Source organism: Leuconostoc sp. LN180020 (assembly GCF_014844115.1).
GTDB lineage: Bacteria > Bacillota > Bacilli > Lactobacillales > Lactobacillaceae > Leuconostoc > Leuconostoc citreum.
Map to the genome: position 1 here is coordinate 723,465 of NZ_CP039736.1, position 12,899 is coordinate 736,363.

23 protein-coding genes are annotated in these 12,899 nt (G+C 41.6%); all 23 read left to right on the top strand.

Translation table 11 applies throughout. The annotated features are described in order from the left end of the window. Positions 1–58 precede the first annotated feature (58 nt). The 23 genes from FAZ25_RS03780 to rpmD all read left to right on the top strand — a co-directional run bounded on the left by FAZ25_RS03780 (position 59) and on the right by rpmD (position 12,892). Positions 59–1,174 (top strand): ABC transporter ATP-binding protein, encoded by a 1,116-nt coding sequence (locus FAZ25_RS03780; RefSeq protein WP_176606029.1) that lies wholly within the window; start codon positions 59–61, stop codon positions 1,172–1,174. Next, on the top strand, positions 1,161–1,988 hold the full coding sequence (locus tag FAZ25_RS03785) for an ABC transporter permease (protein ID WP_004899469.1): 828 nt from the start codon (positions 1,161–1,163) through the stop codon (positions 1,986–1,988). Before FAZ25_RS03780 ends, FAZ25_RS03785 begins: the two co-directional genes overlap by 14 nt. Positions 1,989–1,992: 4 nt before the next feature. Next, entirely contained in the window at positions 1,993–2,820 is an 828-nt protein-coding gene (locus tag FAZ25_RS03790; protein ID WP_004904441.1) for an ABC transporter permease, read from the top strand. A 1-nt stretch (position 2,821) separates the two neighbouring features. Beyond that, positions 2,822–3,901, top strand: a complete 1,080-nt coding sequence (locus tag FAZ25_RS03795; protein ID WP_004899466.1) for a PotD/PotF family extracellular solute-binding protein — start codon at positions 2,822–2,824, stop codon at positions 3,899–3,901. A 291-nt stretch (positions 3,902–4,192) separates the two neighbouring features. Continuing rightward, entirely contained in the window at positions 4,193–4,501 is a 309-nt protein-coding gene (gene rpsJ, locus FAZ25_RS03800; RefSeq protein WP_002816040.1) for a 30S ribosomal protein S10, read from the top strand. A 68-nt stretch (positions 4,502–4,569) separates the two neighbouring features. Next, on the top strand, positions 4,570–5,253 hold the full coding sequence (rplC, locus tag FAZ25_RS03805) for a 50S ribosomal protein L3 (protein WP_004904438.1): 684 nt from the start codon (positions 4,570–4,572) through the stop codon (positions 5,251–5,253). 32 nt (positions 5,254–5,285) lie between these two features. Further along, on the top strand, positions 5,286–5,909 hold the full coding sequence (rplD, locus tag FAZ25_RS03810) for a 50S ribosomal protein L4 (protein ID WP_100665081.1): 624 nt from the start codon (positions 5,286–5,288) through the stop codon (positions 5,907–5,909). Beyond that, complete coding sequence (rplW, locus tag FAZ25_RS03815) at positions 5,909–6,196, top strand: 50S ribosomal protein L23 (RefSeq protein ID WP_004899461.1); 288 nt, start codon at positions 5,909–5,911, stop codon at positions 6,194–6,196. Before rplD ends, rplW begins: the two co-directional genes overlap by 1 nt. 22 nt (positions 6,197–6,218) lie before the next feature. Next, complete coding sequence (gene rplB / locus FAZ25_RS03820; protein ID WP_004899460.1) at positions 6,219–7,052, top strand: 50S ribosomal protein L2; 834 nt, start codon at positions 6,219–6,221, stop codon at positions 7,050–7,052. A gap of 16 nt (positions 7,053–7,068) precedes the next feature. Then, the gene (rpsS, locus tag FAZ25_RS03825; RefSeq protein WP_004899458.1) at positions 7,069–7,350 is read left to right on the top strand and encodes a 30S ribosomal protein S19; all 282 of its coding nucleotides are present in this window, start codon (positions 7,069–7,071) and stop codon (positions 7,348–7,350) included. A 16-nt stretch (positions 7,351–7,366) separates the two neighbouring features. Further along, a complete protein-coding gene (gene rplV / locus FAZ25_RS03830; RefSeq protein ID WP_004899456.1) occupies positions 7,367–7,723 on the top strand; it encodes a 50S ribosomal protein L22 in 357 nt (118 codons plus the stop codon). Then, positions 7,723–8,394, top strand: a complete 672-nt coding sequence (gene rpsC / locus FAZ25_RS03835) for a 30S ribosomal protein S3 (protein WP_004899455.1) — start codon at positions 7,723–7,725, stop codon at positions 8,392–8,394. The genes rplV and rpsC overlap by 1 nt, the downstream gene beginning before the upstream one ends. Before the next feature lie 14 nt (positions 8,395–8,408). Then, positions 8,409–8,822: a 50S ribosomal protein L16 gene (gene rplP / locus FAZ25_RS03840; protein WP_004899453.1), complete on the top strand. Its 414-nt coding sequence runs from the start codon at positions 8,409–8,411 to the stop codon at positions 8,820–8,822. Next, positions 8,822–9,028: a 50S ribosomal protein L29 gene (rpmC, locus tag FAZ25_RS03845; RefSeq protein WP_002816028.1), complete on the top strand. Its 207-nt coding sequence runs from the start codon at positions 8,822–8,824 to the stop codon at positions 9,026–9,028. The genes rplP and rpmC overlap by 1 nt, the downstream gene beginning before the upstream one ends. Positions 9,029–9,050: 22 nt before the next feature. Further along, entirely contained in the window at positions 9,051–9,317 is a 267-nt protein-coding gene (rpsQ, locus tag FAZ25_RS03850) for a 30S ribosomal protein S17 (RefSeq protein WP_004899451.1), read from the top strand. 52 nt (positions 9,318–9,369) lie between these two features. After that, complete coding sequence (gene rplN / locus FAZ25_RS03855) at positions 9,370–9,738, top strand: 50S ribosomal protein L14 (RefSeq protein WP_004899448.1); 369 nt, start codon at positions 9,370–9,372, stop codon at positions 9,736–9,738. Positions 9,739–9,761: 23 nt separating this feature from the next. Further along, the gene (rplX, locus tag FAZ25_RS03860) at positions 9,762–10,070 is read left to right on the top strand and encodes a 50S ribosomal protein L24 (RefSeq protein WP_004899447.1); all 309 of its coding nucleotides are present in this window, start codon (positions 9,762–9,764) and stop codon (positions 10,068–10,070) included. Between the two features lie 23 nt (positions 10,071–10,093). Then, entirely contained in the window at positions 10,094–10,636 is a 543-nt protein-coding gene (rplE, locus tag FAZ25_RS03865) for a 50S ribosomal protein L5 (RefSeq protein WP_004899445.1), read from the top strand. Between the two features lie 138 nt (positions 10,637–10,774). After that, positions 10,775–11,173, top strand: a complete 399-nt coding sequence (gene rpsH / locus FAZ25_RS03870; RefSeq protein ID WP_004899444.1) for a 30S ribosomal protein S8 — start codon at positions 10,775–10,777, stop codon at positions 11,171–11,173. A gap of 24 nt (positions 11,174–11,197) precedes the next feature. After that, entirely contained in the window at positions 11,198–11,734 is a 537-nt protein-coding gene (gene rplF, locus FAZ25_RS03875) for a 50S ribosomal protein L6 (RefSeq protein WP_004904436.1), read from the top strand. An 83-nt stretch (positions 11,735–11,817) separates the two neighbouring features. Next, positions 11,818–12,171, top strand: coding sequence for a 50S ribosomal protein L18 (gene rplR, locus FAZ25_RS03880; protein ID WP_004899440.1), 354 nt, complete (start codon positions 11,818–11,820; stop codon positions 12,169–12,171). Positions 12,172–12,191: 20 nt separating this feature from the next. Continuing rightward, positions 12,192–12,698, top strand: a complete 507-nt coding sequence (rpsE, locus tag FAZ25_RS03885; protein ID WP_004899439.1) for a 30S ribosomal protein S5 — start codon at positions 12,192–12,194, stop codon at positions 12,696–12,698. 11 nt (positions 12,699–12,709) lie between these two features. After that, positions 12,710–12,892, top strand: a complete 183-nt coding sequence (gene rpmD / locus FAZ25_RS03890) for a 50S ribosomal protein L30 (protein ID WP_004899438.1) — start codon at positions 12,710–12,712, stop codon at positions 12,890–12,892. The last annotated feature ends 7 nt before the right edge of the window (positions 12,893–12,899 follow it).

Consider the following 12,899-nt stretch of genomic DNA (forward strand, 5'->3'; position numbering starts at 1 on the left):
GAAGTGGCATGCTTTTCTTGTTACAATATATCTATTGACTAAAAGTGAGGGTTGGGAATTGACTAACACATCAACACCAATTATTGAATTTAAAAATGTTGGCTTATCATATGATGATAACGAGGTACTTAAGAATATTGATTTGTCTTTGGAAGCAGGCAAATTTTATACGTTATTAGGACCATCGGGATCGGGAAAGACAACCATATTAAACTTAATCTCTGGGCAATTAACCGCGACACATGGTGACATTTTATTTGAAGGCAACATTATTAATGATGTGCCTGTCGAAAAACGTAATATGAATACGGTATTTCAAGATTACGGCTTATTTCCAAATATGAATGTTTTTGATAACGTGGCATTTGGTCCGACAATTAAGCGTATGAGCAAGACCGACATCAATGCAAAAGTTACCGAAATGCTGGATTTGGTTAAATTAAGCGACTATGCTGATCGAGAAATTAACGAGCTGTCGGGCGGACAACGCCAACGTGTGGCGATTGCAAGAGCGTTAGCAAACGATCCAGAGGTATTGCTCTTAGATGAACCATTGTCAGCTTTAGATTATAAATTGCGCAAGGACATGCAATATGAATTACGGGAAATCCAACAACGTTTGGGCATTACTTTTGTCTTTGTGACACACGATCAAGAAGAAGCACTGGCTATGTCTGATTGGATTTTTGTGATGAATGATGGGGTTATTCAACAGAATGGATCACCAGAAGATATTTATGATGAACCAATTAATCATTTTGTTGCTGATTTTATAGGCGAATCTAATATACTAGATGGCATCATGAAGACCGATTATTTAGTGCACTTTACCGGTAAAGATTTTGAGAACGTTGATGCGGGAATGCGGCCTAACGAACGTGTCGAAGTTGTTTTGCGACCGGAAGACTTAGATCTTACAACCATTGAGAATGGCAAACTAGTCGTCACAATTGATGACCAATCGTTCCGAGGGGATTACTACGAAATTACTGCGTTAGATGATGATGGGAATGAGTGGCAGGTACAGGCAACCAACAAAGCGGAAATTGGGGAACGCGTTGGTTTAACGTTCGATCCTGAAGATATTCATATTATGCGATTTAATGAGTCGGAAGATGATTTTGATGCCCGTCTGGAAAGTTATGAGGATGATGCTGATGATGCCAAAGAGTAAGCGTCAACGACAATTCTTTTATATTATTCCCTATGGGATATGGTTAGTTCTGTTCGTTATTGCTCCATTAGTGTTGTTAGTGTTTCAATCTTTAACAACACCAACAGGTCACTTTACATTGCATAACTATGCGATTTATTTTGCTAGTGGTACTTACTTGCGGATGACATTTAATTCGGTGTGGTATGCGTTTTTGATTACAGCAGTGACCTTAATTGTGAGTTATCCAATGGCTTATTTGTTAAATCAATTAAAACAAAAACAATTTTGGCTGCTGCTCATCATTTTACCCACGTGGATTAATTTACTGTTGAAAACGTATGCGTTTATTGGTTTGTTATCCAAATCAGGCACGGTTAATAATTTTATTGGTTTGTGGGGGGTTGTACCACAGCAACTCTTATTTTCGGATTGGAGTTTCTTATTAGTCGCAGCATATATTGAGATACCGTTTATGATTTTACCTATCTTTAACTCATTGGCTGAAATCAATCCACGATTAGAACAAGCTAGCCGAGATTTAGGTGCTAATCGCTGGCAAACGTTGCGACGTGTGATTGTGCCATTATCGATGCCGGGGGTCAAAGCCGGTATTCAAGCGGTATTTATCCCGAGTTTGTCACTATTTATGATTACGCGTTTGATTGGTGGTAATCGTGTTATTACTTTAGGAACAGCCATCGAAGAACACTTTTTAGTGACGCAGAACTGGCAACTGGGCTCTACAATTGGCGTTGTGTTAATTGTGGCAATGGTTATCACAATGATTTTGACACGTGATCGTGCACGCCGCTCTGCTAGAAAGGGAAGATAAACCAATGATGAAAAAAATCAAATGGGGTAATTTATATCTTTGGCTGATGTTTGTTGTGTTATATTTACCCATCATATTTTTAATTACTTATTCTTTTAATGCCGGCAAAGTTATGCAAGGGTGGTCGGGTTTTTCGCTGAAACACTATGGTGAGTTATTTGCAGATACGCGTATTTTGGAAATTGTTGTGAATACTTTTTTAGTTGCTTTATTGTCGTCATTGCTATCTAGTGTTATTGGGACAGCAGGGGCATTGTACATTTATAATATTAAGCATGCACTGACTAAAAATGTCTTCTTATCTTTGAATAATATCTTATTAGTTTCACCGGATGTGATTATCGGTGCAGCGTTTTTAATTCTTTTCACGGTTATGGGTTTCTCACTGGGCTTTACTTCGGTACTTTTGTCACACATTGCGTTTAGCATTCCGATTGTCGTCTTGATGGTATTACCACGGCTGCAAGAAATGAATCGCTCGCTAGTTGCCTCAGCTAAGGATTTAGGTGCTAATAATTGGCAAATGTTAACACGTGTGATATTACCAGTTATTTCACCAGGTATTTTTGCCGGTTTCTTTATGGCTTTTACCTATTCCTTGGATGATTTTGCTGTGACTTTCTTTGTGACTGGCAATGGGTTCTCGACGCTTTCTGTAGAAATCTATTCGCGTGCACGTCAAGGTGTTAGTCTAGAAATCAACGCTTTGTCGGCGATGATGTTTATGGTGTCATTAGCACTGGTGTTAATTTATTATGTGATTTCAACACGTGCCGCTAAAAGCAAAAAACAAGGCACTAGATTAGTTTTACCGGCATCGGAGGGGTTATAGTATGAAAAAGCTTATCACAGGTATTTCAGCTATTTTAGTACTTGTTGTCCTGCTGTTTGGAACGCAACGTTATTTGGCGTCTCAGACAGGTACCGGAGAATCTTCTGATAAAGTGTTAAATTTATACAATTGGGGCGATTACCTTGATCCTGATTTGATTACTAAATTTACTAAAGAAACTGGTTACAAGGTCAGCTATGAAACTTTTGATTCAAACGAAGCGATGTACACGAAGATTAAGCAAGGGGGGACGTCATACGATTTAACAGTACCTTCTGACTACATGATCAAAAAAATGAAGCGTGAGAACTTATTGTTGCCTTTAGACCATAGTAAGCTGACAGGTATCAATAATTACGATACGCGTTTCATGAATCAAACATTTGATAAAAATAACAAGTATTCATTACCGTATTTCTGGGGTACTTTAGGCATTATTTATAATGATAAATATGTCAAGCCTCAGGATGTCCAACACTGGGACGATTTGTGGGCGCCTAAATTCAAAAACCAAATCATGCTAGTTGATTCGGCCAGAGATGCTTTGGCTATGGCTTTAATTACACAGAATAAATCAGTCAATGATAAGTCAACAGCCGACTTGGCTGCAGCCCAAGCTAAATTGACCACGCTAATGCCTAATATAAAAGCAATTATAGCTGATGAGATTAAAATGTATATGGCGCAAAATGAAGCTGCTATTGCTGTAACCTATTCAGGGGAGGCTTCTCAAGCAATGGGCAACAATAGTCATTTGCACTATGTTGTGCCCAGTGAAGGTTCTAACCTATGGTTTGATAATATCGTGATGCCAAAAACAGCAAAACATAAAGCAGCCGCCTATGCGTTTCTTAATTTTATGAGTGAACCGAAAAACGCTGCCCAAAATGCAACGTATGTTGGATATGCTACACCGAATAAGCGTGCGATGCCATTCTTATCGGAAGCAGTTCGTCATGATAAACAGTTCTATCCTGATAAGAAAACATTAGATAATCTTCAGGTATATGATGACTTAGGTCAACGATGGACCGAAAAATATAATGATGCCTTCTTAGAATTTAAAATGTCGCAGAGATAACCTTAAAAAACCAATGATGATTGATTGGTTTTTTTTTTTATTGCCCAACAGCACAAATTAATTTAAAAAAGGGTTGCTATGGCGCTGTTAATCTGTTAATATAGTTAAGTACGCTTTTGGAACGGTAGTCACATAAACCTACCGAAAGCCTGGTGTATCAATATTTAGCGATGATGATTAAGGTTGCGACACGCGCGGCCGCGTTGCCATGGGCGCGCAAAACACAAGCAGTGTTGTCGGTTTTTAATCGGAGTTAGCTGATTTACAAAATCAACGAGGAGGCACGAAATAATGGCACAAAAGAAGATCCGTATCCGTTTGAAGGCATACGAACACCGTATCTTAGACCAATCAGCAGAAAAGATTGTTGAGACAGCTAAGCGCACAGGTGCAGAAATTGCTGGTCCTATCCCATTGCCAACAGAACGTACATTGTACACAATTCTACGTTCACCACATAAGCATAAGGATAGCCGTGAGCAATTCGAAATGCGTACGCACAAGCGATTGATCGACATTGTGAACCCTACTGACAAGACAGTTGACGCATTGCGTAAGCTTGAATTGCCATCAGGTGTTGCAATCGAAATTAAGTTGTAATTCATCGGATTACACTTCGCGCCTCATCGAGGCAAAATAAAGTCAAGAAAAAATTAAGGAGATTAGTCATGACTAAAGGTATCTTAGGCCGCAAAGTCGGTATGACTCAGGTTTTCACAGAATCTGGTGAATTGATCGCCGTAACTGCTGTTGAAGCTACACCAAACGTTGTATTACAAGTTAAAAATATTGCAACTGATGGTTATAATGCTATCCAACTTGGTTACCAAGACAAGCGCACAGTTTTGTCAAACAAACCTGAACAAGGTCACGCTTCTAAAGCAAACACGACCCCTAAGCGCTACGTTCGTGAAGTCCGCGATGCGGAAGGCGAATTTAACGCAGGGGATGAAATTAAGGTTGACACATTCCAAGCAGGTGATTACGTCGACGTAACCGGTATCACAAAGGGACATGGCTTCCAAGGTGCTATCAAAAAGCTTGGACAATCACGTGGTCCTATGGCCCACGGTTCTCGCTACCACCGTCGTCCTGGTTCAATGGGTGCAATCATTAACCGTGTATTTAAGGGTAAGCTATTACCTGGTCGCATGGGTAACAACAAGCGTACTATGCAAAATGTTGCTATTGTTCACGTTGATGTTGAAAACAACTTGTTGTTGTTGAAGGGTAATGTCCCTGGTGCCAACAAGTCACTATTGACTATCAAGTCAACAGTTAAAGTTAACGCAAAGCATCCTGAAGTTAAGATGGCCGGTGTATCTGCATCTGCTACAACTGAAGAAGCTTAATATAAAATATATAGAAAGGAGAACAATCAATCATGACTAAAGTTGCTGTATTAAAGCAAGATGGTAATCAAGCTGCTGAACTCGAATTGAATGACGCAGTTTTCGCCATCGAACCTAACAACGCCGTTATCACTGATGCAGTTTTGATGCAACGCGCATCAATGCGTCAAGGGACACACGCTGTCAAGAACCGTTCAGCGGTATCTGGTGGTGGACGTAAGCCTTGGAAGCAAAAGGGTACTGGTCGTGCACGTGCCGGTTCAATCCGCGAACCACAATTCCGTGGCGGTGGTATTGTTTTTGGACCTACACCACGTTCATACGCATACCGTATCAACCGTAAGGCATACCAATTGGCTTTGAAGTCAGTTTTGTCACAAAAAGTTGCTGAAGGTAAGTTAGTAGTTGTTGATGCTTTGTCATTTGAAGCACCAAAGACACAAGACTTCAAGAAGGTTTTGGCTAACTTGTCAGTTGACACAAAGACATTAGTAGTTGTTGATGAAGACAACGAAAACGCAATCTTGTCAGCACGTAACTTGACTAACGTTCAAGTTATGACAACAAAGGGTATCAACGTACTCGACGTTGTTAATGCAGATAAGCTGGTGATTGTTCAATCATCAATCGAAGAAATCCAAGGAGGTCTTGCCTAATGGATGCACGCGATATTATCCGTCGCCCGATTATCACTGAAGCCTCAATGGCACAAACAGAACGCAAGCGTTATGTTTTTGAAGTTGATACTCGCGCAACAAAGCCTGAAATTAAGAAGGCAATTGAAGAGATCTTCGACGTTCAAGTAAGTGGTTTGAACACAGCTAACGTTCGCGGTAAGAAAAAGCGCCAAGGTCGTTATGTTGGTTACACACGCAAGTTGAAGAAGGCAACAGTAACGTTGTCTAAAGATTCAAAAGATATTCAGATCTTTAACGAAGGTTAATTCTAAATAGGAGGAAAAGACATTGGCTATCAAGAAGTATAAGCCAACCTCAAACGGACGTCGTAACATGACGGCTTCAGATTTCGCTGAAATCACGAAGTCAACGCCCGAAAAGAGTTTGTTGGCAAAGAAGTCAAAGACTGGTGCACGTAATAACTCTGGTCGTATGACTGTTCGTCATCACGCTGGCGGACATAAGCAAGCCTACCGTTTGGTAGACTTCAAGCGTATTAAAGATAACACGACAGCTACTGTAAAAGCTATCGAATACGATCCAAATCGTACAGCAAACATTGCTTTGCTTGTCTATGAAGATGGTATTAAGTCATATATCTTGGCGCCAAAGGGATTGAAGGTTGGCGATAAAGTACAATCTGGTCCTGATGCCGACATCAAGGTCGGCAATGCCTTGCCATTGAGCAACATTCCTGAAGGTACTTTGATTCACAACATCGAATTAAAGCCTGGTAAGGGTGGTCAATTGGCACGTTCAGCTGGTACATCAGCACAAATTTTGGGTAAGGATGGCAAGTATGTCATCGTGCGCCTAACATCAGGTGAAGTACGTTTGGTTCTTGCAACTAACCGTGCAACTATTGGTGAAGTTGGTAACGCTGAACACTCATTGATTAACTGGGGTAAAGCTGGTCGTAACCGTTGGCGTGGAAAGCGTCCACACGTTCGTGGATCAGTTATGAACCCTAACGACCACCCACACGGTGGTGGTGAAGGTAAAGCCCCTGTCGGTCGTCCAAGTCCTATGTCACCATGGGGTAAGAAGACTGCTGGTAAGAAGACTCGCGATAAGAAGAAGGCTTCAACAAAGTTTATCGTTCGCGGTCGCAAGAGTAAGTAAGGGAAGGAGACAACTAATGGCTCGTAGTTTAAAAAAGGGACCATTTGCGGACCCACACTTGCTTAAGAAGATTGAAGCGCAAGCTGATTCTGAAAAGAAGTCAGTGATCAAGACTTGGTCACGTCGTTCAACAATCTTCCCAAGCTTTATCGGCTTTACAATTGCCGTTTATGATGGTCGCAAGCACGTTCCAGTTTTTGTGCAAGAAGACATGGTTGGACACAAGTTGGGTGAATTCGTACCAACTCGTACGTTCAAAGGCCACAAGGCTGATGACAAAAAGACTGGTAAAAAATAAAGGAGGAAATTGAAAAATGGCTGAACAAATTACTTCAGCTCGTGCGACAGCCAAGATTGTTCGCGTTGCCCCACGTAAGGCACGTCTAGTTCTTGACACAATTCGTCGTAAGAGCGTTAACGAAGCATACGCAATTTTGAAGTTCCTACCTAACACTTCTACTGAAGATATTTACAAGGTTTTGAACTCAGCAGTTGCTAATGCTGAAAACAACTTCTCATTAGACAGAGAAGATCTTATTGTGAAGGAAGCCTTTGCTAACGAAGGACCTACGCTTAAGCGTTTCCGTCCTCGTGCCAAGGGTTCTGCTTCACCTATCAACAAGCGCACAAGCCACATCACAATTGTGGTTGCTGAGAAGGAGGCAAAGTAATGGGTCAAAAGATTAACCCTACTGGATTCCGTGTCGGCGTTATTCGCGACTGGGATGCAAAGTGGTTTGCTGACAAGGCTGATTATGCTAACCAACTTCACGAAGACTTGCGTATTCGTAAGTATATCGAAAAGAACTTAGCGGACGCCGCAGTTGATCGCATCGAAATTGAACGCAGCACAAAATCACGTGTTGACGTTTCTGTCCACACTGCTAAGCCAGGAATGGTTATTGGTAAGGGTGGCTCTGAAGTTGAAAAGCTTCGTACACAATTAGCAAAATTGACAGATAGAGATGAAAAGGGTCGTTCAAAGCGCGTTTTCATTAACATTGTTGAAATCAAGAAGCCTGATTTGTCTGCTCATTTAGTTGGACAGCAAATTGCTGGTGACTTAGAACGTCGTGTGGCTTTCCGCCGCGCAATGCGTGGTGCTATTCAACGTGCCACACGTTCAGGTGCTAAGGGTATTAAAGTTATGGTTTCAGGTCGTTTGAATGGTGCTGATATTGCTCGTATTGAACAATACACTGAAGGCACAGTGCCTTTGCACACATTGCGTGCCGACATTGATTACTCATGGGACGAAGCAATGACTGCTTATGGTAACTTGGGTATTAAGACTTGGATCTATCGTGGTGATATTTTGCCACAAAAAAAGAACAGTAAGTAAGGAGGGAAGCAAACATGTTAGTACCAAAGCGTGTTAAATTCCGTCGTGTACACCGTGGTCACATGCGTGGCGAAGCAAAAGGTGGAAAGACGGTTGCGTTCGGTGAATTTGGCTTGCAAGCAACAACTTCAAGCTGGATTACCAATCGTCAAATTGAGGCTGCCCGTATTGCAATGACACGTTATATGAAGCGTGGTGGTAAGGTTTGGATTAAAATCTTCCCTCACAAGTCATATACATCTAAAGGTGTCGGTGTTCGAATGGGTAACGGTAAGGGTGCACCCGAAGGTTGGGTTGAACCTGTTAAGCGTGGCAAAGTAATGTTTGAAGTTGGTGGCGTTCCTGAAGCTACTGCACGTGAAGCATTGCGTTTGGCACAGCACAAGTTGCCTGTACGTACAAAGATTATTGCTCGGGAGGCTGAATAATGGCTAAAGCAAGTGAATTGAAAGAATTGTCACTTGCGGATTTGCAAAAGCGCGAAGCCGAATTCAAGGAAGAATTATTCAACCTGCGTTTCCAATTGGCTACTGGCCAACTTGAAAACACGGCGCGTATTGCACAAGTTCGTAAGGACATTGCACGAGTTAAGACAGTTATTCGTGCGCAAGAATTGGCAAACGCCAACAAATAAGACGAAAGGAAGAAGCTGAAAAATGAGTGAAGAACGTAATGCTCGTAAGGTTTATCAAGGCCGTGTTGTTTCAGATAAGATGGACAAGACAATCACTGTCGCTGTTGATACTTATGTGACACACCCTGTCTATGGTAAGCGTGTTAAGTACACAAAGAAGTTTAAAGCCCATGATGAGAACAATACTGCTAAGATGAATGATATTGTTCAAATTATGGAAACACGTCCTTTGTCTGCAACTAAGCACTTCCGTTTGGTTAAAATCGTTGAAGAGGCTGTTGTTCTCTAATTCGATTGATATCAAATCGTCGTAATTAATTGCTAACTAAGGAGGAAGAACCATGATTCAACAAGAGAGTCGTTTAAAAGTGGCTGACAACTCTGGCGCACGTGAAATCTTAACGATTAAAGTGCTCGGTGGTTCAGGCCGTAAGTTTGCTGGTGTGGGTGACATGATTGTTGCTACAGTTAAGCAAGCTATCCCTGGTGGTAACGTAAAGAAGGGTGACGTCGTAAAGGCTGTTATCGTTCGTACTGTTTCTGACGTTCGTCGTGCAGACGGTTCATACATCAACTTTGATGAAAACGCCGCTGTTATCGTTAAGGACGACAAGTCACCAGTTGGTACGCGTATTTTTGGACCTGTTGCACGTGAATTGCGTGACAGCGACTACATGCGTATTGTTTCATTGGCACCAGAAGTGCTCTAATACTGACAAGGAGGAGCCAAATCATGTTTGTAAAAACAGGTGATAAGGTTCGCGTCATTGCCGGCAAAGATAAGGGAAAAGAAGGCACAATCACTAAGACTGTTGCTGGAAAAGATCGCGTAGTTGTCGAAGGCGTGAACATCGTTAAGAAGCATCAAAAGCCTTCTAACGAATATCCACAAGGTGGTGTTATCGATATCGAAGCACCTATCCATGTATCAAACGTGCAATTGCTTGACCCTTCAACTAACGAACCAACAAAAGTTGCGTTCAAGATTGAAGATGGCAAGAAAGTTCGCGTATCTAAAAAGTCTGGTAACGTACTAGGCTAATATTGAAAGGTGAAATCATTTTCATGGCTAACGCACTAAAAGAAAAATATGTTAATGAAGTTCAACCTGCTTTGATCGAAAAGTTTAACTTTACATCACCAATGCAAGCCCCAAAGATCGACAAAATCGTTCTTAACATGGGTGTTGGTGATGCAGTTTCAAACTCAAAGAACTTGGATGAAGCGGTTGAAGAATTGAAGCTAATTGCTGGACAACAACCAGTAATTACAAAGGCAAAGAAATCAATCGCTGGTTTCCGTTTGCGTGAAGGTATGTCAATCGGAACTAAGGTTACATTGCGTGGTGCACGTATGTATGAATTCTTAGACAAGTTGATCAACATTTCATTGCCTCGTGTCCGCGATTTCCGCGGTGTATCATCAAAGGCCTTTGATGGTCGTGGTAACTACACACTTGGAATTCGTGAGCAATTGATCTTCCCAGAAATCGATTTTGACCAAGTTAACCGTGTTCGCGGCTTGGATATTGTTGTTGTTACAACAGCTCAAAACGATGAAGAGGGTCGCGAATTGTTGACACTCTTGGGCATGCCATTTGCTAAGTAATTAGGCATTTTAAAAACGTTTGTTACTCTTAAAAAAGAGTGACACGTTTTTAACTGTTATAGACCAAAATAGTCTATAATAGTTAAGAGCGTGTCATTTCATTATGTCCGTTCAAAAATAAAAGGAGGATATCGATAGATGTCTATGACTGATCCAATTGCTGATTTATTGACACGTATTCGTAACGCCAATTTGGCACATCACGAAGTCGTTGAAATTCCAGCATCAAAAATTAAAAAGAGCATCGCTGAAATCTTGAAATCAGAAGGTTTCATCCGCGACGTAGAGTACATTGAGGATAACAAGCAAGGTGTTATTCGTGTATTTCTTAAGTATGGGGAAGACCGTAACCGCGTGATTACAGGAATTAAGCGTATCTCAAAGCCAGGTTTGCGTAAGTATGCCAAAGCTGATTCATTACCAAAGGTTTTGAATGGTTTGGGTATCGCAATTATCTCAACTTCTGCCGGTGTTATCACTGACAAAGAAGCGCGATCAAAGCAAGTTGGTGGCGAAGTAATCGCTTACGTTTGGTAATATATCTAAGAAAGGAGACTTACCATGAGCCGTATTGGAAATAAAGTAATTACACTTCCTGCTGGTGTTGAAGTATCTCAAGAAGGTACAGTTGTTACTGTTAAAGGCCCTAAAGGCACATTGTCACGTGAAATTGCTTCACAAATTTCAATGTCTGTCGAAGGTACTGAAGTAGCATTCACTCGCGAAAGTGACGACAACAAAACAAAAGCTTTGCACGGTACAACACGTGCTAACGTTGCGAACATGGTCGAAGGTGTTTCAGAAGGATTCACTAAGACATTGAAGCTTGTTGGTGTTGGTTACCGTGCTGCAAAGTCAGGTTCAAAATTGACTTTGTCAGTTGGTTATTCACACCCTGTTGATTTTGAAGACCGTGAAGACTTAACTGTTGAAGTACCAGATGCTTTGACTGTTAAAGTTTCAGGTATTTCAAAGCAACGTGTTGGTGACTTAGCCGCTGAAATTCGTGCCGTTCGTTCACCTGAACCATATAAGGGCAAGGGTATTCGTTACGAAGGCGAAGTTGTTCGTCGTAAGGAAGGTAAGACTGGTAAGTAAAAGTAATTTACTTAGCACGATTATCTTAACTCTCAAAATAAATTTTAAATGGCATATAGCCATCAGAAAAGGAAAGCACAGCTATGATTTCAAAACCAGATAAAAACAAGCTCCGCGTTAAGCGTCACAAGCGCGTTCGTGGAAAGATTTCTGGTACTGCTGCTCGCCCACGTTTGAACGTTTTTCGTTCTAATGCAAACATCTACGCGCAATTAATTGATGACGTAGCGGGTGTAACGCTAGCAAGTGCCTCAAGCCATGATGCAGAAGTATCAGGTACAAAAACAGAACAAGCTACTAAAGTTGGTGAATTGATCGCAACACGTGGTAAGGCTGCAGGATTCGAAGATGTTATCTTTGATCGTGGTGGTTACCTATATCACGGCCGTGTTCAAGCATTGGCAGAATCAGCCCGTGAAAACGGATTGAAGTTCTAAGGAAAGGAGGAATATAAAAAATGGTTGAATTCGTTAACCCTAAGTCACTTGGTGAATTAGAAGAAAACGTTGTTGCTATTAACCGTGTCACAAAGGTTGTCAAGGGTGGTCGTCGTTTGCGTTTTGCTGCGTTGGTTGTCGTTGGTGATAAGCAAGGACATGTTGGTTTTGGTACAGGAAAAGCACAAGAAGTGCCTGAAGCTATCCGCAAGGCTATCGAAGACGCTAAGCGTAAGTTGATTACTGTTCCTACAGTTTCAACGACTATTCCTCACGACGTCCTTGGCGTATGGGGCGGCGGTAAGATCTTGATCAAGCCAGCCGAAGAAGGATCTGGTGTTGCAGCCGGTGGTGCCGCACGTTCTGTTATGGAACTAGCAGGTATTGCTGATGTGACTGCGAAGTCACTTGGCTCAGCTACACCAGTTAACGTTGTTCGCGCAACTTTTGATGCTTTGACAAGTTTGAAAGATGCAGAACAAGTAGCAGCTTTGCGTGGTGTTTCTTTGGAACACTTGGCTGAATAAGGAGCGATAAAATGGCTGATTTGAAAATCACTTTGATTAAAAGTGCGGCTCATCGCTTACCTAAGCAACGTGCGATTGTTAAGTCTTTGGGGCTTGGTCGTGTGTCTAGCTCAGTGGTGAAGCCTAACAACGAAGCTACTCGTGGCGCAATTTTCCACATTGCACACTTAGTAAGCGTCGAAGAAGTAAAGTAATAAACTA